Origin of the sequence: Pseudomonas sp. MPB23 (assembly GCF_046605395.1) — a bacterium.
Taxonomy (GTDB): Bacteria; Pseudomonadota; Gammaproteobacteria; order Pseudomonadales; family Pseudomonadaceae; genus Aquipseudomonas.
In genome coordinates, this window is record NZ_CP176771.1 from 5,160,193 (window position 1) to 5,183,649 (window position 23,457).

A 23,457-nucleotide genomic window follows, 5' to 3' on the forward strand; every position below is an offset into this window, starting at 1 on the left:
ATGAGCACTCTGAAACGGGTTCACACCACCCTCGCCCTCGGTACGCTGTGCAGCATCAGCCCCGCGCTGCTGGCCCAGGGATTTATCGAAGACAGCAAGGCCACGCTGACTTCACGTAACTACTACTTCGACCGCGACTACAAAGGTGACTCGGCGCAATCGGCGACCCGTGAATGGGCGCAGGGTTTCATCCTGCGCTTCACCTCCGGCTATACCCCTGGCACCGTGGGTTTCGGCCTCGATGCCCTGGGCCTGCTCGGCTTGAAACTCGACTCCAGCCCCGACCGCACCGGCACCGGTCTGCTGCCGTACGACCCGGTCACCCGCGAACCGAACGACAGCTATTCGGAGCTGGGGCTGACCGGTAAGGTCAAGGTGTCGAACACCGAACTGCAAGGCGGCACGCTCACGCCAAACCTGCCCATCCTGTTTGCCAGCCCGACGCGCCTGCTGCCCCAGACCTTTCGCGGCGTCCAGCTCAAGTCCCAGGACATCGACAACCTGACGCTCAACGCCGGCCGGCTCGACCGCATGAACCAGCGTGACTCCACCAACTACCAGAAGATCACCCTGGCCTCGCCAAACCGACGCTTCAACGGCGCGGCCGAATCGGACAGCTTCAGCTTTGCCGGTGGCGACTACAAATGGTCCGACGCCCTCACGCTCAAGTACTACCACGCCGAACTTGCGGACATTTATCGCCAGGACTTCGTCGGTTTCATCGACAACCGCCCCCTGGGCCCTGGGCGGGTGAAAACCGATGTGCGCTACCACATCAGCGGCGAAGACGGCCCCGCCAAAGCGGGCAAGGTCGACAACCGCACCTTCGGCGTGATGAGCACCTACAACCTGGGCGCCCACAGCCTGGGGCTCGGTTACATGCAACTGAGCGGCGACACCGCGATGCCCTACATCGCCGGTTCGGAACCGATGGTGGTCAGCGAAGGCGCCTTGAGCAGCGAGTTCCTCAACCCCAAGGAACGCACCTGGCAAGTCCGCTACGACTATGACTTCGCCGCCCTGGCGGTTCCCGGTCTCAAGGGCATGGTGCGGTACCTGGACGCCAGCCATATCGAACTGCCGACCGCATTGGGCGGCAAAGATCGCAGCGAGAGCGAGAAAGACATCGAGCTGTCCTACGTGGTGCAGAGCGGCACCTTAAAGAACGTCGCGTTCCGCTTGCGCCACGCCTGGTACCGCAATGACTTCGCCTCGACCGCTTCGTTTCGCGATGACAACGAGCTGCGGGTGAACATCGATTACACCTTGGCGCTCTGGTAACGTCCCGGCAGGTCAATCCGCTGCAGAACGCCCCGGCTTACCGGGGCGTTTTGCGTTGAGGCGCACCTGAAGGTTGCTGCGGACGACGTCGTACGGCCCCTACGTCACCGTCGGACGCCGGGATGGGCCGCTCTGATAACCGCAGGTTCACTTCACCAGGAATAAAACCGGGCGCTGGCGCCCGACTTCTGGCAACTGCGCCGCCAGAGACTGCAGTTGGCATTTCAAACTTTCATTCGCCGCATACAGTTGCTGCAAGGCGTCCAGCAGTTTTTTCTGGTCCGTCGGGTCAATCTCGCCCCGTCGGCTGGCGAAACATTCAAGCAGGCAGGTCAAACTGTTGGTGAGTGGGTTTTCAGGCTTCATCGCGGACACCTCAGCGAGTCAAATAAACACAGGAATGGGAATGCCCCCCAATATTCACCGAGCGATTCAGACAAAGACGAAGCCGTCCAGGCGCTGTTTAAGGTCCACCGCAATCTGAGCCAGATCCTGACTGGCCGCGCGGGTCTGGTCGGAACGGACAGCAGAATGAACGGATAGATCACGTATACGAATGATGCTGCGATCAATCTCCTTGGCGACGAGCGCCTGTTCTTCGCAGGCGGTGGCAATCAAGCTGTTGCGCTCATCAATGCGGCCCACCGTTCGGGTGATGCCCTGCAGCGCGGTGTTGGCTGAGTCCGCTTGCCGGCGGGTCTGGAACGCTTGGGCCGAACTGTCGTCCAAGGCGCGAACGGTGTGCTGCGTGCCAGTTTGTATATGAACGACCATGCGCTCGATATCCATGGTGGAGATGCTGGTGCGATGCGCCAGGGAACGCACCTCATCGGCCACCACGGCAAATCCACGACCGGCTTCGCCTGCACGGGCGGCTTCAATGGCTGCGTTGAGTGCCAGCAGGTTGGTTTGGTCGGCGACCGAACGTATCACTTCCAGAACTTTACTGATCTCCAGCGTATTGGTAGCTAATACGCTGGCTTGCTCCGAAGCGCCGCTGACACTGACGTCCAGGCGGGCAATCGCGCTCATCGTCGAATCCAACTGCTGTTGGCCGTCTTTTGCCAAATGCAAAGAGACTTTCGACTCGTCTGATGTACCCAGTGCGTTACGCGCGACTTCGTCGACAGCCTGGCTCATTTCAGTGATCGCCGTGGCGGCTTGTTCGATTTCACTGTTTTGCAACTGCAGATCCGTATTGCTGCTGGCCACCAGCACGCTGAGTTCTTCGGCCGCGCCCGTCAGTTGGTTGGCCACCTGGTAGACGCTGGAGAGCGTATCACTGAGGCTATCGCGCATGACCACGATAGCCCGCAGGAGTTGAGCCGCTTCATCGTTTCCAGCCACGTCCATCTGCGCGACGCGCAAGTCGCCCTGGGCAATGATATCGGCGCACTCCAGCGCCTGGGCAATCGGACGGGCAATGCTGACCGTCAGGCGATGGGCAATGACGATCGCGCCCAACGTGGCCAGGACAATAGCCATCAATGTGATCTTCAGCGACAGGTCATAAGCACGTTGACCGACCTCACTTGCGCGCCTCTGCGCGTCGTCATTGAGGGTTTCCAACTCGCCCAACAGTGCGTTGATGCTCTGGGCCAGTTGGGTCATGTCACCGTTGACCAACGCCTGTGCTTCGGCGTTGCGCCCTTGTTTGAGGTGCTCGTACACGGTCAAGGCCGCGGTCCGGTACGTGGCATACCCTGAGCCGATACGGTTGAAAATGTCGCGCTCCTGCTCACCGGTTATCAAGGGCCGATAAGCGTCCTGCGCTGCGGCAAACTCGCGGGTCTCGGCAATAAGTGCGTCGTAGCGTGCTTGCAATACGTCGGGACGGGGTGAGGTCAGCAGGCTCAAGATGCGAAAGCGAACTTTCGCAAATGCCAAGGTGATGTCGTCACCCAGTGCAATACCCGGCAGTGCATCGGTTTCGATCACCAGACTTGCATTGCGAATGTGCTTGGCTTGCAGAATGGCGAAAGCCCCGACTCCGATTAACGCCAGGATGACTACCGCGAAGCACAAATACAGGCGTGTGGCGAATTTGAATTGTCTTAACAGCATCAGAGGGTCCATGGGGGAGAGAAAGCTTGAGAGCGATTCTCCCCCACTTTCAGTGATCGTTCAGGCGCGCCATAAGGCGCGGATAACTGAAAGCGGTACGGGGATAAAAAAGGCCGGGCGCAGTGCGCAACGAAACGGCGCGGCTAGTTGCCGGCGTGTGACACCGACGACTGTCCTGAAGAGCGGTAGCGCCCCGGAGACATACCGAACCAGCGTTCACAGGCTTTGTTAAAAGCACTTTGGTTTTTAAAGCAGAGCCGGTAGCTGATCTGCTTGAGTGTCAGCCCGGTATTGATAAGTAGATGCTGGCTGTATTGACGCCGTGCCACGTCCACCTGCCGTTGAAAACTGACACCTTCAATCTTTAACGACCGGGTCAACTGATGCACGGAGAGGTTCATAGACCGGGCAACATCTTCAATCATCAGCGATTGAGCTTGATACAACCGCTGCATGACGGCTCGCCTGAGGCGCGTGATTAAAGTGTCATTGATCAGCTCACTCGTTTTTCGGCTCAGGTAATCATTGTGTATTTGCTGCAGGGACGCATCGAACGTCGCGATGGGTAAATCAGCATCTTCACAGCTGAATGTCAGCGCATTGACGGCGGCAGAAAACACCAGATTGGGGCCAAACAACGTTTGCAGTGGCTGCGTATCGTGAGGCTTTGGGTAGGTGAACTCAGCGCGCAGCGGCATTATCCGCGTGTTGGGCGTGAGCCAATGCAGAAGCCCGAGCGTGATGGCGGCGATCGCATCGAGGAATACTCGGGGAAATGGCGGGGTGGAGGAGTCTGCCGACGCGCCGACAATCCTCAGCAGCGTAGGTTGCTCATCAAGGTAGAGGCAAAAACCCGTTCCCACGGTAGGGTAAAAATCGGTGATGCACTTGAGCGCGCAACGAAGGGTTGGGCTGGACATGATCGCATAGCCCAAAACGCCCAAATTGCCGGGATGGGCTCGTTGGTAAGCCAACAAGCCGATATCTTCGCTGCCACTGTGCCGTTGCGCCCTCAAGAAAAACTCGTTGAGTTCATCCAGTGGAATTTGCCGAATGCCCCCTGCCCCCGGTGAAGGGGTTCCAGAGAGCGTGACGTCTGGATCAGTAGCGTGAGGGCGCGCAAGGACCACGGCATTCATTAACGCCTGGGCCAACACTGCGGAAATACTGTGCATCGAGACTCCACAACCCAGTCCATGCCACGCCCATTGTTGATCGGGGCGCGGGAACTGAAGACAACTTGATAATTGAAAAACAGCGCAACAGTATCCCCGATATTGGAACCACGGAAACCAAAAGGTCTCGATCAGAACGCTGTGCGTTCGAATGGAACTGAAAAAGAGGCCGAGGCCGGGACGGTGTGGGTGAACATGCACACCCTGCTTGATCCGGCGGTCCCGTTCGGCGGCAACAAGTCCTCCGGGATGGGGCGGGAGTTCGGCGGCGCCTTTATCGAGGATTACACCGAGTTGAAGTCGGTGATGATTCGCTACTGAGACCAACCCGCCAATGGATCCATTAAATACCAAATGGCCGATAATCGCCCAACAAAACCTTTGTCAAAGATTGACTCTCCAAGCAGCCTCCAATTTAATGGATCCACCAAATAAAAATAATCCATTGCCTGGAGAGTCACCATGTACCCCAAGAACACGTGGTATGTCGCCTGCACCCCCGATGAAATTGCGCAAAAACCCCTGGGCCGGCAGATCTGCGGCGAAAAAATGGTGTTTTATCGTGGCGAGGAAGGCGTCGTGGTGGCTGTCGAGGACTTCTGCCCTCATCGCGGCGCGCCGCTCTCGCTGGGTTATGTCGAAAACGGCAAGCTGGTCTGCGGCTATCACGGGCTGGTCATGGGCGGCGACGGCAAGACCGTCGACATGCCCGGTCAGCGCGTGCGCGGTTTTCCCTGCAACAAGACGTTCGCCGCCGTGGAGCGCTATGGCTTCATCTGGGTGTGGCCGGGCGATCAGAGCCAGGCCGACCCGGCGCTGATCCATCACCTGGAATGGGCCGTGAGTGATGAGTGGGCCTATGGCGGCGGGCTGTTCGATATCCAGTGCGATTACCGCCTGATGATCGACAACCTGATGGACCTGACCCACGAGACCTACGTCCACGCGTCCAGCATCGGCCAGAAGGAAATCGACGAAGCGCCGCCCGTGACCACGGTGCACGGCGACGAAGTGGTGACTGCGCGCCACATGGAAAACATCATGGCCCCGCCGTTCTGGCGCATGGCCCTGCGTGGCAACAACCTGGCCGATGATGTGCCGGTGGACCGCTGGCAGATCTGCCGCTTCACCCCGCCCAGCCATGTGCTGATCGAAGTCGGCGTGGCCCACGCCGGCAAGGGCGGCTACCACGCCGCGCCCGAGCACAAGGCCGCAAGCATCGTGGTGGATTTCATCACCCCGCAAACCGAGACCTCGATCTGGTATTTCTGGGGCATGGCGCGCAACTTCCAGCCCCACGACGCAGCACTGACCGCGAGCATTCGCGAAGGCCAGGGCAAGATTTTCAGCGAGGACCTGGAGATGCTCGAGCGCCAGCAACAGAACCTGCTCGCCCATCCGACGCGCAACCTGCTCAAGCTGAATATCGATGCCGGCGGCGTGCAATCGCGCAAGGTCCTCGAACGCCTGATCGCCAGGGAACGCGCCGGAGAACCAACATGATTGAGGTCGTGGTGACAGCCCGTCGCACGCAAGCCCAGGACATTTGCAGCTATGAACTGGCCAGCGTCGATGGCCAGCCGCTGCCGGCCTTCAGTGCCGGCGCGCATATCGACGTGCACCTGCCGGGTGGGCTGATCCGGCAATACTCCCTGTGCAATCACCCTGACGAACGCCATCGCTACCTGATCGGCGTGCTCAAGGACCCGGCGTCGCGGGGAGGCTCGCGCAGCCTGCATGAACTGATTCACGAAGGTGCCCGCCTGCAGATCAGCGCACCGCGCAACCTCTTCCCCCTGGCCCACGACGCCCGACGCAGCCTGCTGTTCGCCGGTGGCATCGGCATCACCCCGATCCTGTGCATGGCCGAGCGCCTGGCCCATCTGGGCGCCGACTTCCACCTGCACTATTGCGCCCGCGCCGAAGAACGCGCGGCGTTTGTGCAGCGCCTCAAGGCGTCGGCCTTTGCCGAGCGGGTGCACCTGCATTTCGATGAGCAGCCCGACACCGCCCTGAATGCCGCCGAGGTGCTGGCGGCGCCCGCAGATGACGTGCACCTGTACGTCTGCGGCCCCGGCGGTTTCATGCAGCATGTGCTCGACAGCGCCCGGGCTCAGGGCTGGCAGGAGGAGCGTCTGCATCGCGAGTATTTCGCCGCGACGCCGACCGACAGCAGTCTCGATGGGAGGTTTTCGGTGAAGGTCGCCAGCAGCGGCCAGGTCTTCGACATTCCTGCCGACAAGAGCGTGGTCCAGGTCCTGGAAAGCCACGGCATCGAGATTGCCGTGTCCTGCGAACAGGGGATTTGCGGCACCTGCCTGACCCGCGTGCTCGACGGCATCCCGGAGCACCGCGACCTGTTCCTCACCGAACAGGAGCAAGCGCTCAACGACCAGTTCACGCCCTGCTGCTCGCGCGCGAAGACCCCGTTGCTGGTGCTCGATATCTGAACCGCATCACGGCGTGGGCAGAATGACCTTCATCCGTGCATTGGCGGTGGCGGAACCGAAGATCTCGGCATAACGCAAGGTCGCGTTGGCATGCTCGCGCATGATGGCTTCGGCCCGCGCGCCCTGGCGATTGACCAGGGCATCGAAGACCGAGTGATGTTGCATGTGGGCATAGTTGAAGCGTCGGTATTCACGGGCCATGTCTTCGCGATCCACCGCCAGCGCCGTGACGGAGGCGAACGGCAGATGGTCGTTGCGCGCCAGTGCGTCGGCGATCGCCGGGTTGTGGCTGCCTTCGACGATAACGTGGTGAAAGCGCATGTTCAGGTCGTGATAGACCTCAAGGTCGTCCTCGGTCACGTAGCCCTTGTCGAACAGTTGGTCGCCTTCGACCAGGCAGCGTTCAAGCGTGGCACGCGCCTCATCGGACAAGCCGCGCTCGGCGGTCTGGCGCGCCGCCAGGCCTTCGAGCACGCCACGCACTTCGACCGCGCCGGCGATGTCACTGGCGCTGACCGAACGCACTTGATAGCCGCGCCCGCCAAACGGCACCAGCAAACCTTCCTGCTCAAGGGTTCGGAACGCCATGCGCACCGGCATGCGCGACACGCCGAAGCGCTGCGCGGTGGGAATCTCCATCAGCCGCTCGCCGGCCGCCAACTCTCCGCTGGCAATCATCTTGCGCAGTGCGACCAGCACCAATTGACCGGGTTTACTCATCCAGGCGACTTCCAGAAAAACCGTGGGTCGCCATAGTACCGCAAGCGCCTGACCTCGTCAGACGAACGCCAAGGCCGCGCGCGCAGCGTCTATCGCCCCCAGGTGTTGGGCCAGCCGGGACGGCAGGTAATCGAAAAAGAACCCGGCACTCTGCAGCTTGGCGGTACGCAACGGATCGTCGTCGGGCAACGCCCTGGACACCCGTGCGGCCCGCGCCCAGGCCATGGCCAGCAGGCTCACGCCACAGAGCTGGAGAAAGTCCGGCGCCGCCCGATAGGGGTACTCGCTGTCGTGTCGTGTGTGCTCGCGGATGGCCTCGACCACACCGGCCAGCGCATCACACAGGCTGCCGAGTGCGCGGGCAAACTCCGCGCACTCGGCACATTCGCTGCCCTGCCCAGCCTCGGTGCGCAGCGCTGCCAGCAGCAGGCCGAAGGCGCGGCCGTCGTCCCCCAGCACCTTGCGCAGCAGCAGGTCATTGGCCTGGATCTCGTTGCTGCCCTCATAGATCATCGCGATGCGACTGTCCCGCAGCGTTTGCTCGATGGCGAACTCGGCGACGTAACCGTAACCGCCGAACACCTGCAAGCCATTGCTCGCCTGACGAAAACCCTGCTCGGTGAAAAACGCCTTGATGATCGGCGTCAGCAACGGCGCCAGTTGGCCGGCGCGTTCGCGCGCCTGCGGGTCGGGGTCGTGCTCGGCCTGATCGAGCAAGTGCGCGGCCCAATAGCCGATGGCGCGCATGCCTTCGCTGGTGGTGCGCAACTCCAGCAGCACGCGGCGCATGGCCGGGTGATACACAATCGGATCCGCCGCCCGGGCCGGCACCCCTTCGGGCCGTGACGGTGCGCGCATCTGCACGCGCTCGGCGGCGTACTGCCGGGCGTTCTGCCACGCGGCCTCGACATGCCCCAGGCCTTGCAGGCCGACATGCAGGCGCGCCGAATTCATCATCACGAACATCGCCGCCAGGCCGCGATTGGCGTCGCCGATCAACCAGCCTCGGGCGCCGTCGAAGACCAGGGAACAGGTGGCGCTGCCCTTGATGCCCATTTTGTGTTCAATTCCGTCACAGCGCACACCGTTGAGCTGGCCGTCGTCGAGTAACTTGGGCACCAGGAACAGTGAAATCCCACGGCTGCCCGGCGGTGCATCGGGCAAGCGCGCCAGCACCAGATGCAGGATATTGGCGGTCAAGTCGTGCTCGCCGCCGGAGATAAACAGCTTGCTACCGCTCAGGCGGTAACTGTCATCGGCCTGCGGCTCGGCGCGACAGCGCAGCAAGCCCACATCGCTGCCGGCCTGGGGCTCGGTCAGGCACATGGTGGGCAAGGCCTGGCCGCTGACGATGTCGGGCAGGTAACGCGCCTGCAGCCAGGGCGCGGCGTGGGTCTTGAGGCACAGGTAGGCGCCATGGGAGATCCCGGTGTACATGGCCCAGGCGTGATTGCTGGCATAGAGCATCTCTTGCAGCGCGGCGTCGAGCAGTTGCGGCAAGCCCTGCCCGCCCAACGCTTCGGCGCAGGCCAGCGCGGGCCAGCCGCCGTCGACATAAGCGCGATAGGCCTCGGCAAACCCCTCCGGGGTACTGACCTGCCCGGCTACCCAGCGGCAACCTTGACGATCGCCGCTGCTGTTCAACGGCGCCAGCACGCCCTGGCTGAAGCGCCCGGCCTCTTCCAAAACCTGAACGGCCAAGGCCATGTCCAGCGCCTCGAAGGCTGGACTAGCGCTCCACGCCCGGGGCGCTTGCAGCCAGTGTTCAAGTACAAATTGCATGTCGCGCAGGGGCGCCTGATAGCTCCACATGGGAAACCTCATCGAATCAGAAAAAGGAGTGCCGCTGAGCAACTCAGGCGCGATACGCCGGGTTCTCGATCAACAGCGCCATGCCCTGCCCGCCGCCGACACACGCAGCGGCAATCCCGTAGCGCAGGTTGTACTCGCGCAATTGCCGGGCCAGGGTCATGACCAGGCGCAGGCCGGTGGCGGCCAGTGGATGCCCCAGTCCGAGGGAACCGCCCTGGACGTTGAGCCGGGTGCTGTCCAGTTCCAGTTCCTGGACCACCGCCAGCACCTGGGCGGCCTGGGCTTCGTTGATCTCGACGCGGCCGATGTCGCTCAGGTTCAACCCGCTGCGTTGCAGCAGCAGGCGGATCGCCGGCGCCGGGCCGATGCCCATGAACTCGGGGGCCACGCCGACCACCGCGCTGGCCAGCAGCCGGGCCAGGGCCGGCCGCGTGCAGGCCGAGGCACGCCCCACCAGCGCCGCCGCCGCGCCATCGACCACCGCGCAACTGTTGCCGGCGGTTTGCACGCCGTCTGGGTGCACGGCGCGCAAGCGCGCCAAGGCGGCAAGGGTGGTGGAACGCGGGTGGCTGTCTTCGCTGACGGCAGAGGCCCGGCGTGCCAGGCTGATGCCCCTTGGCTGATACCCATCGAGCGCGAACACCTCGTTGTCGACCGTGACGATCTCGTCAACCCAGGCGCCGTCACGCTGCGCCTGCAAGGCGCGCTGATGACTGTCGCAGGCGTAGCGGTCCACGGCGTCGCGGCTCAGGCCATAGCGACGCGCCAGGTTGTCGGCGGTGGCGATCATGTCCAGGCCCGGCGCCGGGTCGTACAGCGCTTCCCAGAGAAAATCCTTGAATTGCACCGCGCCGCCGAGACGAAAACCATCCCGATGGGTGTAGGCCGCAATCGGGTTGCGCGACATCGACTCACTGGCCACGCACAACACCAGTTGCGCCTCGTCGCGCAGCTGTTCGGCTCCCTGGCGCAACAGCTCGAAACCGGTGGCACAGATGCGCTGTACCCCCAGCGCCGGGACCGATTGCGCCACACCGCTGTACAAGCCGATATGCCGTGGCAGCAAGTACGCATCGAAGCTGGCCTGGGCCATGGAGCCGGCCAGTACGCTGTCCACCGCCAGCGGGTCGATGCCCGCGCGGCCCAGCACTTCACGACCGACCTTGATCCCCAGGTCGATGGGGGAAACCTGGGACAGTGCCCCGCCGAGGTCGACCCACGGTGTGCGCGCCGCCTCGAAAATCACCACGTCGGCGAACGCCGAGTATTGACCGATGCGCTTCAAGGCCGGGACCCGCCACGCAGGATCGAGGCGTCCTCACCGCGATACAACGCCTCGACCTTGGCCGCGCGCCATTGCAGCACTGCACGCTGATTGATCGAGCCCTTATCGGTGATTTCCCCCCGGTCGATGGACGCAGGCTCGTCGAGCAACGCAATCCACTCCAGGCGACTGGCATTGCCGGTGGCCTCGCGATTGAGGCGCTGCAACCAGTCTGCAAACCAGTGGCGCACCGGCGCGCTGGCCAACACGTCGGCGTCGCTGGCGTTGGCGTTCAGGCCCGCCAGTCGGCGGCACTCGTAGAGTCTGGGGAACACCAGCGCGCCCAGGCATTCGCGGTCCGGCGCGGCAATCACCAGGTCCTGCACATAGGGTGAACCTTCGAGCACCGCGCGATTGCGCAATGGACCGACGCTGACAAACACCCCGGAGGACAGCTTGAAATCCTCGGCAATGCGCCCGTCGAACATCAGCCCCAGTTGCGGCCGATTCGGGTCGGCCAGCTTGATCGCATCCCCCGAGCAATAAAAACCCTGGGGATCGAAAACCTTGGCGGTTTGCTCAGGGGCGCGCCAGTAGCCCGGCATGATGTGCGGCCCGCGAAAGCGGCCTTCGAGCTTGCCGTCCACCGGCACCAGGCGCACCTCGCAGCCCGGCGCGGGCAAACCGATATAACCGGCCATGGACAGCGGCCCGGTGGTGAAGGTGCAGGACGGTGCGGCTTCGGTCATGCCCAGCCCGGCCATCATGCGGATGCGTTCGCCGCAGTGCCGTTCGGCCACGCGGTCAAGACGATCCCAGACACTTTGGGACAGGCCGGCGGCGGCGAAGAAGAACAGTTTCATTCGCGCAAAAAAACGCTCGCGCAGTTCGGCGTCCTGCTCCAGGGCGCCGACCAATTCTTCCCAGCCCTTGGGCACCGTCAGATAGGCCGTGGGCGACACCTCCTTGAGGTTACGCAGGGTCTCGGCAAAGCCCTGGGCCGTGGGTTTGCCCTCGTCGAGGTAAAAGGTGCCGCCGTTGTAAAGCACGATGCCGACATTGTGGCTGCCGCCGAACGTGTGGTTCCACGGCAGCCAGTCCACCAGCACCGGCGGCTCCTCGCCGAACACCGGAAAGGTCTGCAACAGCATTTGCTGGTTGGCGCAGAGCATGCGCTGGGTGGTGATCACCGCCTTGGGCAGTTGGGTCGAGCCCGAGGTGAACAAAAACTTGGCAATGCTGTCCGGGCCGGTGGCCTTGAAGGCCTGCTCGGCAGCACTGCCAGCGGGGGTTTGCAGCAGGCTGGCGAAGCTGGCCTGGACGCGCCCCGGCACGTGGCCGCGCACGCTGATCAGCGGCGTCTCGGCGGGCAATACCGCGTCGATCGCACGCTGGTAGGCCGCCGCATCGCTGACGAACACCAGCCCCGGTTGCAGCAGGTCGCAGACATGCCGCAGCTTGGCGAAATCCTGGGACAGCAATGAGTAGGCCGGCGACACCGGGCAGTAGGGAATGCCGGCGTACATCGCGCCGAGCGCCACCTGCAGATGCTCGATGTCGTTGCCCGACAGCAAGACCAGCGGCTTATCCGCCGACAGCCCATAGCTCAGCAGGCCCTGGGCAATCGCGCACACGCTGGCGAGCATTTCACGGTAACTGACGCGGCGCCAATCGCCACCAGACTGGCGTGTGGCGATAAACGTCTGCTCGGGCCGCACCTGGGCCCAGTGCACCAGCCGGTCGAGCAAGCGCGTCGGCAACTCGGCCAGGGGTTCCAGGGAGCGCATATGCAGCACGCCCTGCTCTTCAGTCACCTCGACCGGCGCATGGCCGATGGACACCGCTCGGTATCGCGGCGGGTGTTGCTCGGACTGGGGTTGCGGTCTGCATTCGGAACTCACAAGGGTGTCCTCCATCAAGGCGGATCAACGCCGCCTTGTTATTGTTATGTCGCGGCACAGGCTCAGATCGGGTAGTGCCGTGGCCCGTTCTGCAAGGTCACCCAGCGCAATTGCGTGAAGTGCTCGATGGAGGCCTTGCCGCCAAAACTGCCGTAGCCGCTGGACTTGACCCCGCCGAAGGGCATCTGCGCCTCGTCATGCACGGTCGGGCCGTTGATATGGCAAATGCCCGATTCCACCCGTTGCGCCAGGGCCAGCGCGCGCCCGGTGTCACGGCTGAAGATCGCCGCCGACAGGCCGAACTCGGAGTCGTTGGCCAGGCGCAGCAGCGCTTCATCACCGTCACCGCGCAGCAACACCGCCACCGGGCCGAAGGATTCTTCGCGGTACAAGCGCATGTCTTCGGTGACGCCATCGATCAGGGTCGGCTGCAGGATGCTGCCCTCCAGTTGCCCACCCGCCACCAGGCGCGCGCCCTTGGCCAGGGCATCGTCGATCAGCGTCTTGATGCGCGTGCCGGCGCTGGCGTCCACCAGGGAGCCGAGTACCGAATCCGCCGCCGCGGGGTCGCCCGCGCGCAGGGTCGCGAGCTTGGCGGTGAGCTTGGCGATAAACGCATCGGCGACCTTCGTGTCGACGATCAAGCGCTCAGTCGACATGCAGATCTGCCCCTGGTTGAAGTAGGCACCAAACGCAGCCGCTGCCACCGCTGCGTCCAGGTCGGCGTCGTCGAGCACCAGCAGCGGCGCCTTGCCGCCCAGCTCCAGCAAGGCCGGCTTGAGGTGGCGCGCCGAGAGTTCGCCGACGATCCGCCCGACATGGGTCGAACCGGTGAAGTTGACCCGACGCACGGCTGGGTTGGCGATCAGCCGCGCGACAATCGCCGCGGCATCTTCCGGCGCATTGCTGATGACATTGACCACCCCATCGCCCAGGCCGGCATCCTGCAGGACTTGGCCGATCAGGCGATGCACCGCCGGGCTCAGTTCAGAGGCCTTGAGCACCACGGTGTTACCGCAGGCCAACGGCATGGCGATGGCGCGCGTGGCGAGGATGACCGGGGCATTCCAAGGCGCGATCCCCAGCACCACGCCGCACGGCTGACGCAGGGCCATGGCAAAACTGCCCGGCACATCGGAGGGGATCACTTCACCGGTGATCTGGGTGGTCATCGAGGCCGCTTCGCGCAGTATGTTGGCCGCCAGGCGCACGTTGAAGCCATACCAGTTGGCCATGGCGCCGGTTTCGCCGGCGGCGGCGATGAACTCATCACTGCGCGCCTGCAATTGCTCGGCGGCGTTGAGCAAACGAGTGCGGCGTTCGTTGGGCGCCAGCGCGGCCCAGGCGGGAAACGCGGCCTGGGCGGCAGCCACGGCGGCGTCGGCATCTTCCAGGGTCGCGGCGGCAACCCGCGAAACCACGTCACCGGTCACCGGGTTGCGGCGTTCGAAGGTTCGACCGTCGCGGGCGGGGCACGACTGGCCGCCAATCAACAGGGGCACGTCCAGCATGGTGATTCCTCTTTATTGTCTTTATCGGGAACACGTTCAAGCAGGGTCACAGCAGTGCGGCCCGCAGGCCGCACACTTCAGCGTTTATACGCCTGCAGGCCAGGCTTGATGCTCTTGTCGTCGAGGAACTGCTTCATGCCCTGCTCGCGACCGCCTTCGGTGTCGAGCAAGCGTGACTGGTCGAGCTTGGCGTAGAGGTAATCCTCGTTCTGCTCCCAGGTCAGCTCGCGGCAACGCTTGAAGCCATGCTTGGCGGCCCGCAGCACCACCGGGTTTTTTTCCAGCAGGTTGCGCGCCAGTTCGATGGTCACTTCACGCAGTTGCGCCAACGGCACGCTTTCGTTGACCAGGCCCATTTCGGCGGCTTTCTGCCCGCCAAAGGTCTTGCCGGTCATGATGTAGTACAGCGATTGGCGATGTCCCACGGTGTCGGCCATGGCCTTGCTCACCAGGTTGCCCGGCGGGATGCCCCAGTTGATTTCCGACAGGCCGAAGGTGGCTTCGTCGGCACAGATCGCCAGGTCGCACGCCACCAATGGGCTGAAGCCGCCGCCGAAGCACCAGCCATTGACCATGGCGATGGTGGGCTTGGCGTACATGCGCAGCAGTTTCCATTGCCATTGCGAGGCTTCGCGGCGGATTTTTTCCTGAAGGATTTCCGGGCCGGCATCCACTTCACGAAAGTATTCCTTGAGGTCCATGCCGGCGGTCCAGGCTTCGCCGGCACCGGTCAGCACCAGCACGCCGGCGGCGGGGTCCTGCTCCAGGGTTTCCAGGACGTCGATCATTTCCCGGTTCAGGGTCGGGCTCATGGCGTTGCGTTTTTCCGGGCGATTGAGAATGACCCAGGCAATGCCTTCCTCGATCTCTACCTTGACAGTGGTCCAACGGCCTTCGTAATTGCTCATGACGGTACGCTCTTGTTCTTGGTTGGAAGATGAGTCGAAATTAAACCGCAAATATAGTTATGTCAATTAACTATTAATCTGCATAACCAATATTTTCCCCGTGTAAACCCTAAGCTGCTGGGGCGTTATGAAAAGCCGGCATAGCCATGGCGCGCCAACCTCGGCAAACTAGATAGCTTTCTTAACCTCCACCTTCTGAGGATTGCACTGCTAATGGCCAAGCCTTCCACTATCGCCGACGCCAACCTGGCCCTGCCCGACACCCCCGAAGGGCCTGCGCCGCTGGATTCGGCCCTGGACGACCTGATCGGTTATGCCATGCGTCGCGCCCAGCTCAAGCTGTTCCAGAACCTGATCGGCCGGCTGTCCGAGCACGACTTGCGCCCGGCGCAGTTCTCGGCCCTGGCGATCATCGAACAGAACCCCGGGCTGATGCAGGCCGACCTGGCCCGCGCCCTGGCCATCGAGCCGCCCCAGGTAGTGCCCCTGCTGAACAAACTGGAAAGCCGCGCACTCGCCGTACGCGTGCGCTGCAAGCCGGACAAGCGCTCCTACGGGATCTTCCTCAGCAAGCCCGGCGAAACCCTGCTCAAGACGCTTAAAGAGATCGCCGCCCAGAGTGACCTTGACGCCACCGCAGCCCTGGACGGTGAGGAACGTGCAGAGCTGCTGCGCTTGCTCAAGAAGGTCTATCAGGACTGACGGGGTTACCAGAGCGCCACGGTGTAGAGCACCAGGAAACGGGTCTGGTTTTCATCGCGAAACGCCGCGCCGCTCGGGAAGTCATTGCGATAGATCGACTTGCGCGCCATCAACCCGACGTTCTTCAGCGGGCCGCTCTGGATCACGTAGCCCAGCTCCATCTGGAACTCGCGCTCCTTGCGATCCTCGGCATTGAAAGCCGCCAGCTCGATGTTGTCGCCCCGCACATAACGCAGCCGGCCCTTCAGGCCCGGCACGCCCGAGGCGGCGAAGTCGTAGTCGTAGATCGCCTGCCAGGTGCGCTCCTTGGCGTTGAGAAAGTCCGAACTCATGGTCAGTTCGCTCATGCCCATCAGCTCCGTCCCGGAGATATAGGGCGTGGCCGTGTCCCCGCTGGAGTGCATGTAACCCAGGCTGAGTTTGTGACCGCCCAGGCGATAGCCGAACAGCGCCGAGAGGTTGCGGTTATCCACGTTGCCGGCCTTGGCACTGCCGTCCTCGCGACTGAAGAAACTGCGCAGGTCGCTGGTGAGCACGCCATCGCCCACCGGCAGATTGTGCAGCAACGCCAGGGTGTCCTGTTGGTAGAGGTCTGCCACCTGGGAGTGGTAGGCGCGCAGGCTGAGGTCTTTGTTGACCTGGTAATCGCCGCCCACGTAAGCCAGGTGCGAGGTGGTGGCGGTTGAGTTGAAACGCCGGTTGGGCGAGGCGACGGTCATGGCCTGATAGTCGGTGGAATCGCGCTTGTTGATGCGGTCGATATAGCCGGTGTTGAGCGTCAGGCCGTCGATGTCCTTGGAGCTCAGGGTGGTGCCGCGAAAGGTCTGCGGCAGCAGGCGCGACGGGCTGGCAAAGGCGAACGGCAGGAAGATCGACACGTCACCGGTTTTCACCGTGGTCTGTGCAAATCGCAACTTGGCGGTGGGCGCCAGGCGTGAGTATTCATCGGCGGCCCGCTTGTCGCTGGCCGATACCGGCAACAACTCGGTGCCGCTGCGGTCCGGCGACGAGTCGAGCTTGACCCCCATCAACCCGCGCACATCCAGGCCAAAACCTACCGGGCCTGGGGTGTATCCCGATTCCAGGTTGAGGATGAACGCCTGGGCCCATTCCCGCGCGGCGGTCTTCGCACCGTCGTCCTTGTAGTCCCGGTCCAGGTAGTAATTGCGCAGGGTCAAGGTGCCGTGGCTGTCGTCGATAAAGCCGGCCGCCCATAGTGGGGTGGGCAGCACACTCAACATCAGCAACGCACTGATCAGGCGTGGGGTGCTGTTCGACGCACAGCAGGTCGCCGCGACGGCGCCCGTGGGAAGTTTTTGCATGTTCGATGTCCATTTTTTGTTGTTGTTTTTGGGGGTGACACGCGCTCGGCCCAATCGGCCTGGCGAACAGAGAATGGAAACAGCTGACGGCACTCGTCAACTGTAAATGACCGATAATCGAACATTAATAAACATATCTATTTTCAGATTGTCTACTGACGAGAATCTATAACCATTGATCTAGAAGGCTCTTATCGTGTTTTTTCGCGGAAATTCGGCACCCTTCTTTTTATAGTTATATTTGTTATCTTAATTGCCAGCGGCCGGTCAGGCTCGCCACCACAACAAAAACAACAATGAGGTTTGCCCATGGACAGTCCATCGCGTCGTTCGACGCTGACTATTGCGTTGTGTTTTATCGTTGCGCTGATCGAGGGGTTCGATCTGCAGGCCGCCGGCACCGCCGCCGCGGGGTTGCGTCAGAGTTTTGCCCTGGACCCGAAGATGCTCGGCTGGGTATTCAGCGTCGGGATCATTGGCCTGCTGCCGGGAGCGTTCTTCGGGGGCTGGGTCGCTGACCGCATCGGACGCAAGAAGATCCTGGTGATCGCCGTGCTGCTGTTCGGGCTGTTCTCCCTGAGCACCGCGTTTGTCGAAAGCTACTCGAGCCTGCTGCTGGTGCGCTTTCTGACCGGCCTGGGACTGGGCGCCGCGCTGCCCAACCTGATCGCCCTGTGCGCCGAAGCGGTCAGCGAACGCAGCCGTGGCACCGCCATCAGCGTGATGTATTGCGGCGTGCCGCTGGGTGGCGCCTTGGCTGCGGTGGTGGCGATGTTTTCCAGCGAGCACTGGCAGACCACCTTTATCATCGGCGGCCTGGCGCCGTTGCTGGCCGTGCCGTTGATGATCCTGCTGCTGCCTGAATCCAACGCCTTTCGCCAACAGCTCGAACGCACGCCCGGCGCCCGCCCCTCCACGCGCCAGGCGCTGTTCGGCGAAGGTCGCGCACGCACCACACTGGCCTTGTGGCTCAGCTACTTCTTTACCCTGACCGTGATGTACATGCTGCTCAACTGGCTGCCTTCACTGTTGGTGGGACAGGGTTTCAGCAAGCCCCAGGCGGGCATGGTGCAGATGCTGTTCAACATTGGCGGCGCCCTGGGCTCGCTGCTCGGCGGTGTACTGCTGGACCGTTGCAACGCGCTCAAAGTGGTGCTGTTCGTGTACGCCGGCTTGCTGTCCGCGCTGGCCGGTGTCGGGCTGTCGGCGGGCATCGTGCCCATGGCCATCGCAGGCTTCGCCGCCGGCTTGTTCGTCATGGCCGCGCAGTTGGTGCTCTATGCATCGGCACCGCCTTCCTACCCGACGACGGTACGCGCCACCGGCGTCGGTGCCGCCGTGGCCATCGGCCGACTCGGCTCGGTGGCCGGGCCGCTGGCGGCCGGGCAACTGCTCGCTGCAGGCGCTGGCACTGCGGGGGTTCTGCTGGCGACGTCCCCCGGGGTGGTGATCGCCGCACTGACCATCATCAGTGTGCTGGTGCGCACGACGCCACTGAACCGGCCCGAGGCTGGGACGGCCAGCCGCACCAACGCCTGAACCGTGTGCAGCCCGCTGATCGGCAGCGGGTTGCCTTTGGCGGCAAAAAGCTCGGACTGGCAATAAGTGCTTTAAAAGCTTTACCCAATTAAGTATTTTGCACGGGTAATGGGCGACACACGCCCTCTTCTTCCTCGTGACAAGGATCTCCCGTGAGCGGACTGCGTGAACGTCAGAAAGCCGAACGCCGGCAAGCCATCAGTCAGGCGGCAATCGAACTGTTCGAGCGCCAGGGTTTCCAACACACCACCATCGAACAGATCGCCAGCCAGGCGGGCGTGTCGGCGCCGACGGTGTTCAAGTACTTCGGCAACAAGCAGGAAATCATTCTGGAAATCCTGCATCACGCCGATCAACGCGCCATCACCGACACCCGCCGCCTGATCCAAGAGATCGAGGACCCGGTCGAGGCGCTCTGCCATCTGGAACGGCTCCTCACGGCTTATGCCCTGGAAGTCATGCATCCCAGCCTTTGGCGCGAACTGCTCCCTCTGATCCTGTTCGGCGGCAACAATGAACTGCCCGAAGGTTATCGCGCCATGAACGACGCGCTCAGGGCACAAATCAGCGAGCTGCTCCGGGAGCTGCAACGGGCCGGCAAGCTGCGACCCCAACTGGATGTCGAGCTGGCCGCGTTCCTGTTGAACGACTACTCCCACCTGCAGCTATTCCGACTGGTGAACCAGGAAACCCCGGACATCGACGCGCACTCCGCGCAGGTCAAGCGAATCACCGAGTTGGTGTTCTACGGCATGCAGGCCTGACCCATCCCTGGGTCGACGCTCAGTAAAAGCGATAGGCATGAATCACCACCAGGCCCGGCGCACGTGCACCGGGCCATATCGTTCAACGGTTGGTCTTGATGGTGGTCCAGGTCCGGGTACGGATGCGTTCTACTGCGGGCGGAACCGGCTCCAGGGCGAACAGGGTCTTACGCGCTTCGTCCGGCACATACATGTTGGGGTTGTTGCGGATACTCGCATCCACCAGTGCGGTCGCGTCCTTGTTCGGGTTGGGGTAGCCGATCTTGTTGCTGATTCGGGCAATCACGTCCGGGCGCAGGATGTAATTGATGAACGCATGGGCCTCCGGGAGATCGGGTGCGTTGGCCGGTATCATCATCACGTCCGACCACATCGGCGCGCCCTCCTTCGGTAATGCCATCTCGACCTTGACGCCCTTGCCCGCGGCATCGGCCAATTGCTTGGCCAATGCGACACCGCCGGACCAGCCCACGGCCACGCAGATATCACCGTTGGCCAGGTCCATGCCATAGCGCGACGAGTTGAAGTAAGTGATGTACGGGCGGATCTTCATCATCACGGCCTGGGCCTGGGGATAGTCCTCACGCTTCTGGCTGTTGGGATCGAGACCCTTGTAGTGCAAGGCAATGGGCACGATCTCGTTGCCGGCGTCGAGAAATCCGACCCCACAACTGGCGAGTTTGGCGAGGTTTTCTTCCTTGAAGATCATGTCCCAGGTATTCATCTGCACATCGGGGCCCAGGGCTTTGCGCACCTTATCGACGTTGTAACCGATCAGCGTGGTGCCCCACAGGTACGGGGCGGCGTAGCGATTGCCACTGTCACCCACCGCTTCCAGCGACTGCATGAACTGCGGGTCCAGATGCTGCCAATTCGGCAGTTGCTTGCGATCCAGTGGCTGCACCGCGCCGGCGGTGATCAGGTGCCCCAGGTTGGCGGTGCCCGGGAACACCACGTCATACCCGGAGTTCCCCGTCAGCAGCTTGGACTCCATGGTTTCGGCGCTGTCGAACACATCGTAAATCGGGCGAATGCCGGTTTCGTCCTGGAAGCTCTTGAGCACCTCGGGGGGCAGGTATTCGATCCAGTTGTAGATCCGTACCGTTCTTTCTTGTGCCAGGCAAAAACCACTGATCAGCAACGAAGCGATAGTGCCCAGCAAGGTGTTACGCAAAAACCTGTTCATAAGAAAACACTCCAGCGCGGCCGCGATGGCTCGCAGCACTTAATAGCGATAGGTGAAGTACAGTTCCAGCGCGCTGAACGTACGGTCATCACCGAATACTTGTTTGGCGGCGGCCAATGGCTTGACCCAGTTATAGGACAGCGACGTATAGAAAGACGGGGTCGGCGTCCAGTCGAGGAAGACCACGCTCTCGTCGGCAAAACGTCGATCGCTGACCGCCGCGCCCATGTAGTTTTTCTCATCCAGCCAGAACTGATAGTGAATCGCGCCGAGGGTCAGGGTCTGATTGAGGTGGGTCTTGAGTGAGAACTGCTGGACATTTTCGTTGCTGTTGAACAGCAGGTAGTTGCCGACCACATCGCCCACAAGCCATGTGCTCCAGTCAACGAAGCCTTTGCTCAGCGGGTCCCAGGCTTTTTGCCGGTTATCGGCCAGGTTGCTGTCACCGGAAAAGCTCGCGTAGCGATAACCCACGACGGGCGTCAGCGGCAATGTGCTGAAGGCATAGTCCGCCTGGCCATACCAGGCGTTGGCGTCGTAATCGACCCCTTCGCCGCTGCCTCGCTCCAGCGCGTACTCGGCATTCAGCGTCAGTGCCTCTATGCCGGGCGGCTTGGCATTGAGCGCCCTCAGGTTGTACACCAGCATCCCGTCGCGCCGACGCGGCAGTGTACTGCCTTTGGGCCCCAGGGCATTGACCTTCATGGCCATGGCACCCAGTGTCAGCTGATCGTCGACGTTGTAATCCAGGTTGACGCCCGTCATGCGGAAATCCCCCAGATCGTCATCGGTGCGCAAGGTGAATGCCTGCGACTTCACCGCCCCATGACTCCAGGCCAGAACCGCCGAATCCTTAAAGGCGGTTCGAGGGCCCAGCCAGTAGGCGCCATCCTTGAGCTGGTCGAGGTTGCCGTCCATGACGATGAAGCCCGTGCCAATCATGTAGTTCTGGCGGCCGGCCGTGAACGTCCACTCACCGGCGCGAAACCCGCCGTAGAGTTCTTCCGCCGCCACCTTGCCGTCGGAACTGCGGGTGAAGCCGCCAGCATCGCCATCGCCGAAAGTGCTTGCCGCCACCAGGGAACCGCCCGCCAGCAGGCTGAAATCGGGTTGCAACGCATAGTCGAGTTTGACCCCTGGTTTTACGTAGAACTCTTGCCAGTTGATCTCGGCACCGCCGTTTTTACCGTTGCGGGCATCGACACGTCCACTACCGAAGTTGACGCCACGGGTTGATAGCGTCGCCCCCCCTGCCGTGAGGTTGACTTCGCCCTTGAGGTCGCCATCCTCGAAGGTGTAGCCCGCCAACGCGACGTGAGTGGTCAGGGGTAAACCGAGCGCCAAGAGCACCCGAGAGAAACGCTTGCTGAAAATCATAAGAAGCTCCTGTGTGATTATTGTTGTTACAGGGCAGTCAATAGCGACGCAAAGCGCCGCCAACGCCTGGTCTAGCCAGGCGAACAAAACGCAAGATTGTTGTTTTTTGGGTGTGTGTCAGCGACTCAGGTGGGCGGTGATCGCGCGCAGCATGCGCACGCTGTCGGCATCGAACGGCCCGACCGCATCGGTCAGGGACGATTGCTTGACGATCACCACGCCGGAGGGCTTGTCGATGAACAGGTATTGGCCGTGGATACCGCCGGCCATCAGCGCTTGGCTGTGATCGTTGAACACGTACCACTGGCTTCGATAGGAAGCACCCGGTGTCCAACGGGAGAACTCGGTATTTTTGGCGTAGATCGCCGGATCGGCCCCGGCGGCAATGCGCGCCACGGTCTCGGGCGACAACAGCTCACGCCCTTCATGACGCCCCTCATTGGCCAGCAGGCCGCCGAAACGCGCCATGTCTCTTAACGTGGCACTGAAGCCCGCCCCGGCGACGTTACGCCCCCAGGGATCAGCCATGAAATAGCCGTCGCGCTCACACCCCAATCGCTCCCAGACGTCCTGCAACAACTGACTGCAGGCCTTGCCCGAGGCACGCTCCATGACCCACGCCAAGGCTTCGGTGGTCGCCGTCACGTAGTGGAAAAACCCACCATGGCTACCGCGTTTCTTGAGGGACGGCAGGTATTGGTACAACGACTCGAACGAGGCGTAGTGCGCCGGTGCCGGTTGAAAGCCGCAGGCATAACCGTACTGCGAACTCTCTGAATCGGGATCGTCATAGACCTCGCTGTAGTCGACGCCGACCGCCATATCGAACAACTGGCGCACCGTCGCATCCCCGAATGCACTGCCCGCCAGCTCAGGCACGTAGTGCGCTGCCGGCAATTCGGGCCGGAGCACGCCGTGGGTAACCAGTTGCTCGCCCAGCGTGCCAATCAGAGATTTGGTCACCGAGAACATGATGTGCCGGTCACACGCACGTTGACCGTTGAAGTAGCGCTCGAACAACACGGTGTCGCCCTGCATCACCACAAAGCCGTCGGTCTGACTGGCCCGCAGATGATCAATGACGCTGACGCTCACGCCGCACTCACTGTCGAACTGCAACGTGTCCAATGCGAGCGGGGCAGTCTTGAGAGGACCGACAGGCCCGGCGCCCGCCTGCACATCGATGGTAGGACGCAGTCGCCCCAGATTACGAAACCCCCATTGGCTGAAGGGTGAGCGCATCCAGTTGTTCCACGTAACCCGGTGTTTAGCCTCCGCCGGGAAGCCCTGCATCAGTAAAGGCGCCACGCGAGGCTGGGATGACGATTGGAGGCTGTCGGTATAAAGATTCGCCAGTGATGGCGTGATTTTCTGGCCCATGGGAAATAACCCTGGAAATGACTCTGCGTGAAAGCAGATGCGCAGAAATAATTAACCGACAAATAATTTTAGTCAATAAAATATTTTACCGAGAACAATTA

Annotated in this window: 20 protein-coding genes; 7 read left to right on the forward strand and 13 right to left on the reverse strand. The window is 62.2% G+C overall.

The genetic code is table 11. The features are described 5' to 3' along the window. Complete coding sequence (locus ACLH0J_RS23210) at positions 1 to 1,281, forward strand: OprD family porin (RefSeq protein WP_411389209.1); 1,281 nt, start codon at positions 1 to 3, stop codon at positions 1,279 to 1,281. A 147-nt stretch (positions 1,282 to 1,428) separates the two neighbouring features. On the opposite strand, the gene ACLH0J_RS23215 is transcribed toward ACLH0J_RS23210, so the two are convergent. The 3 genes from ACLH0J_RS23215 to ACLH0J_RS23225 form a co-directional block, all read right to left on the reverse strand. Continuing rightward, positions 1,429 to 1,647: a hypothetical protein gene (locus ACLH0J_RS23215; protein WP_288097618.1), complete on the reverse strand. Its 219-nt coding sequence runs from the start codon at positions 1,645 to 1,647 to the stop codon at positions 1,429 to 1,431. 66 nt (positions 1,648 to 1,713) lie between these two features. Then, positions 1,714 to 3,342, reverse strand: a complete 1,629-nt coding sequence (locus ACLH0J_RS23220) for a methyl-accepting chemotaxis protein (RefSeq protein ID WP_411392879.1) — start codon at positions 3,340 to 3,342, stop codon at positions 1,714 to 1,716. Positions 3,343 to 3,488: 146 nt separating this feature from the next. Beyond that, positions 3,489 to 4,520 carry an AraC family transcriptional regulator gene (locus ACLH0J_RS23225; protein WP_411389210.1) on the reverse strand — a complete coding sequence of 344 codons (1,032 nt, stop codon included), beginning with the start codon at positions 4,518 to 4,520 and terminating at the stop codon, positions 3,489 to 3,491. 102 nt (positions 4,521 to 4,622) lie between these two features. On the opposite strand from ACLH0J_RS23225, the gene ACLH0J_RS23230 reads away from it, so the two are divergent. The 3 genes from ACLH0J_RS23230 to ACLH0J_RS23240 all read left to right on the forward strand — a co-directional run bounded on the left by ACLH0J_RS23230 (position 4,623) and on the right by ACLH0J_RS23240 (position 6,970). After that, positions 4,623 to 4,841, forward strand: a complete 219-nt coding sequence (locus tag ACLH0J_RS23230) for an aldehyde dehydrogenase family protein (protein WP_411392880.1) — start codon at positions 4,623 to 4,625, stop codon at positions 4,839 to 4,841. Positions 4,842 to 4,982: 141 nt separating this feature from the next. Then, on the forward strand, positions 4,983 to 6,023 hold the full coding sequence (locus tag ACLH0J_RS23235) for a Rieske 2Fe-2S domain-containing protein (RefSeq protein WP_411389211.1): 1,041 nt from the start codon (positions 4,983 to 4,985) through the stop codon (positions 6,021 to 6,023). Continuing rightward, positions 6,020 to 6,970, forward strand: a complete 951-nt coding sequence (locus ACLH0J_RS23240; RefSeq protein ID WP_411389212.1) for a PDR/VanB family oxidoreductase — start codon at positions 6,020 to 6,022, stop codon at positions 6,968 to 6,970. Before ACLH0J_RS23235 ends, ACLH0J_RS23240 begins: the two co-directional genes overlap by 4 nt. 6 nt (positions 6,971 to 6,976) lie before the next feature. Here ACLH0J_RS23240 and ACLH0J_RS23245 read toward each other — a convergent pair whose 3' ends face one another. The 6 genes from ACLH0J_RS23245 to ACLH0J_RS23270 form a co-directional block, all read right to left on the reverse strand. Continuing rightward, positions 6,977 to 7,690, reverse strand: a complete 714-nt coding sequence (locus ACLH0J_RS23245; RefSeq protein ID WP_411389213.1) for a GntR family transcriptional regulator — start codon at positions 7,688 to 7,690, stop codon at positions 6,977 to 6,979. Between the two features lie 57 nt (positions 7,691 to 7,747). Further along, positions 7,748 to 9,502: an acyl-CoA dehydrogenase family protein gene (locus ACLH0J_RS23250; protein ID WP_411389214.1), complete on the reverse strand. Its 1,755-nt coding sequence runs from the start codon at positions 9,500 to 9,502 to the stop codon at positions 7,748 to 7,750. A gap of 43 nt (positions 9,503 to 9,545) precedes the next feature. Beyond that, entirely contained in the window at positions 9,546 to 10,787 is a 1,242-nt protein-coding gene (locus ACLH0J_RS23255) for a thiolase family protein (RefSeq protein WP_411389215.1), read from the reverse strand. Next, positions 10,784 to 12,667: a feruloyl-CoA synthase gene (locus ACLH0J_RS23260; protein WP_411389216.1), complete on the reverse strand. Its 1,884-nt coding sequence runs from the start codon at positions 12,665 to 12,667 to the stop codon at positions 10,784 to 10,786. Before ACLH0J_RS23260 ends, ACLH0J_RS23255 begins: the two co-directional genes overlap by 4 nt. 62 nt (positions 12,668 to 12,729) lie before the next feature. After that, positions 12,730 to 14,178, reverse strand: a complete 1,449-nt coding sequence (locus ACLH0J_RS23265) for an aldehyde dehydrogenase (protein WP_411389217.1) — start codon at positions 14,176 to 14,178, stop codon at positions 12,730 to 12,732. 77 nt (positions 14,179 to 14,255) lie between these two features. Further along, positions 14,256 to 15,086, reverse strand: a complete 831-nt coding sequence (locus ACLH0J_RS23270) for a p-hydroxycinnamoyl CoA hydratase/lyase (protein WP_010567568.1) — start codon at positions 15,084 to 15,086, stop codon at positions 14,256 to 14,258. Positions 15,087 to 15,299: 213 nt separating this feature from the next. Between ACLH0J_RS23270 and ACLH0J_RS23275 the strand changes: the two genes are divergently transcribed. Then, positions 15,300 to 15,788, forward strand: coding sequence for a MarR family winged helix-turn-helix transcriptional regulator (locus tag ACLH0J_RS23275; RefSeq protein ID WP_411389218.1), 489 nt, complete (start codon positions 15,300 to 15,302; stop codon positions 15,786 to 15,788). A 5-nt stretch (positions 15,789 to 15,793) separates the two neighbouring features. Here ACLH0J_RS23275 and ACLH0J_RS23280 read toward each other — a convergent pair whose 3' ends face one another. After that, entirely contained in the window at positions 15,794 to 17,110 is a 1,317-nt protein-coding gene (locus ACLH0J_RS23280) for an OprD family porin (protein WP_411389219.1), read from the reverse strand. Between the two features lie 309 nt (positions 17,111 to 17,419). Between ACLH0J_RS23280 and mhpT the strand changes: the two genes are divergently transcribed. Together mhpT and ACLH0J_RS23290 are read left to right on the forward strand one after the other, a co-directional pair. Beyond that, complete coding sequence (gene mhpT, locus ACLH0J_RS23285; protein WP_411389220.1) at positions 17,420 to 18,649, forward strand: 3-(3-hydroxy-phenyl)propionate transporter MhpT; 1,230 nt, start codon at positions 17,420 to 17,422, stop codon at positions 18,647 to 18,649. Between the two features lie 152 nt (positions 18,650 to 18,801). After that, positions 18,802 to 19,413: a TetR/AcrR family transcriptional regulator gene (locus ACLH0J_RS23290; protein ID WP_411389221.1), complete on the forward strand. Its 612-nt coding sequence runs from the start codon at positions 18,802 to 18,804 to the stop codon at positions 19,411 to 19,413. 82 nt (positions 19,414 to 19,495) lie between these two features. Here the strand turns inward: ACLH0J_RS23290 and ACLH0J_RS23295 are convergent, their stop codons facing one another. The 3 genes from ACLH0J_RS23295 to ACLH0J_RS23305 form a co-directional block, all read right to left on the reverse strand. Then, positions 19,496 to 20,599 (reverse strand): polyamine ABC transporter substrate-binding protein, encoded by a 1,104-nt coding sequence (locus ACLH0J_RS23295; RefSeq protein WP_411389222.1) that lies wholly within the window; start codon positions 20,597 to 20,599, stop codon positions 19,496 to 19,498. Positions 20,600 to 20,638: 39 nt separating this feature from the next. Next, complete coding sequence (locus tag ACLH0J_RS23300; RefSeq protein ID WP_411389223.1) at positions 20,639 to 21,976, reverse strand: alginate export family protein; 1,338 nt, start codon at positions 21,974 to 21,976, stop codon at positions 20,639 to 20,641. 117 nt (positions 21,977 to 22,093) lie between these two features. After that, positions 22,094 to 23,356, reverse strand: a complete 1,263-nt coding sequence (locus tag ACLH0J_RS23305) for a serine hydrolase domain-containing protein (RefSeq protein ID WP_411389224.1) — start codon at positions 23,354 to 23,356, stop codon at positions 22,094 to 22,096. Positions 23,357 to 23,457: the final 101 nt, after the last annotated feature.

Coding starts and splice junctions, on each gene's coding strand:
- ACLH0J_RS23210 (WP_411389209.1), top strand. CDS start 1: ATGAGCACTCTGAAACGGGTTCACACCACCCTCGCCCTCGGTACGCTG.
- ACLH0J_RS23215 (WP_288097618.1), bottom strand. CDS start 1,647: ATGAAGCCTGAAAACCCACTCACCAACAGTTTGACCTGCCTGCTTGAA.
- ACLH0J_RS23225 (WP_411389210.1), bottom strand. CDS start 4,520: ATGCACAGTATTTCCGCAGTGTTGGCCCAGGCGTTAATGAATGCCGTG.
- ACLH0J_RS23235 (WP_411389211.1), top strand. CDS start 4,983: ATGTACCCCAAGAACACGTGGTATGTCGCCTGCACCCCCGATGAAATT.
- ACLH0J_RS23240 (WP_411389212.1), top strand. CDS start 6,020: ATGATTGAGGTCGTGGTGACAGCCCGTCGCACGCAAGCCCAGGACATT.
- ACLH0J_RS23245 (WP_411389213.1), bottom strand. CDS start 7,690: ATGAGTAAACCCGGTCAATTGGTGCTGGTCGCACTGCGCAAGATGATT.
- ACLH0J_RS23250 (WP_411389214.1), bottom strand. CDS start 9,502: ATGTGGAGCTATCAGGCGCCCCTGCGCGACATGCAATTTGTACTTGAA.
- ACLH0J_RS23265 (WP_411389217.1), bottom strand. CDS start 14,178: ATGCTGGACGTGCCCCTGTTGATTGGCGGCCAGTCGTGCCCCGCCCGC.
- ACLH0J_RS23270 (WP_010567568.1), bottom strand. CDS start 15,086: ATGAGCAATTACGAAGGCCGTTGGACCACTGTCAAGGTAGAGATCGAG.
- ACLH0J_RS23275 (WP_411389218.1), top strand. CDS start 15,300: ATGGCCAAGCCTTCCACTATCGCCGACGCCAACCTGGCCCTGCCCGAC.
- ACLH0J_RS23280 (WP_411389219.1), bottom strand. CDS start 17,110: ATGCAAAAACTTCCCACGGGCGCCGTCGCGGCGACCTGCTGTGCGTCG.
- mhpT (WP_411389220.1), top strand. CDS start 17,420: ATGGACAGTCCATCGCGTCGTTCGACGCTGACTATTGCGTTGTGTTTT.
- ACLH0J_RS23295 (WP_411389222.1), bottom strand. CDS start 20,599: ATGAACAGGTTTTTGCGTAACACCTTGCTGGGCACTATCGCTTCGTTG.
- ACLH0J_RS23300 (WP_411389223.1), bottom strand. CDS start 21,976: ATGATTTTCAGCAAGCGTTTCTCTCGGGTGCTCTTGGCGCTCGGTTTA.
- ACLH0J_RS23305 (WP_411389224.1), bottom strand. CDS start 23,356: ATGGGCCAGAAAATCACGCCATCACTGGCGAATCTTTATACCGACAGC.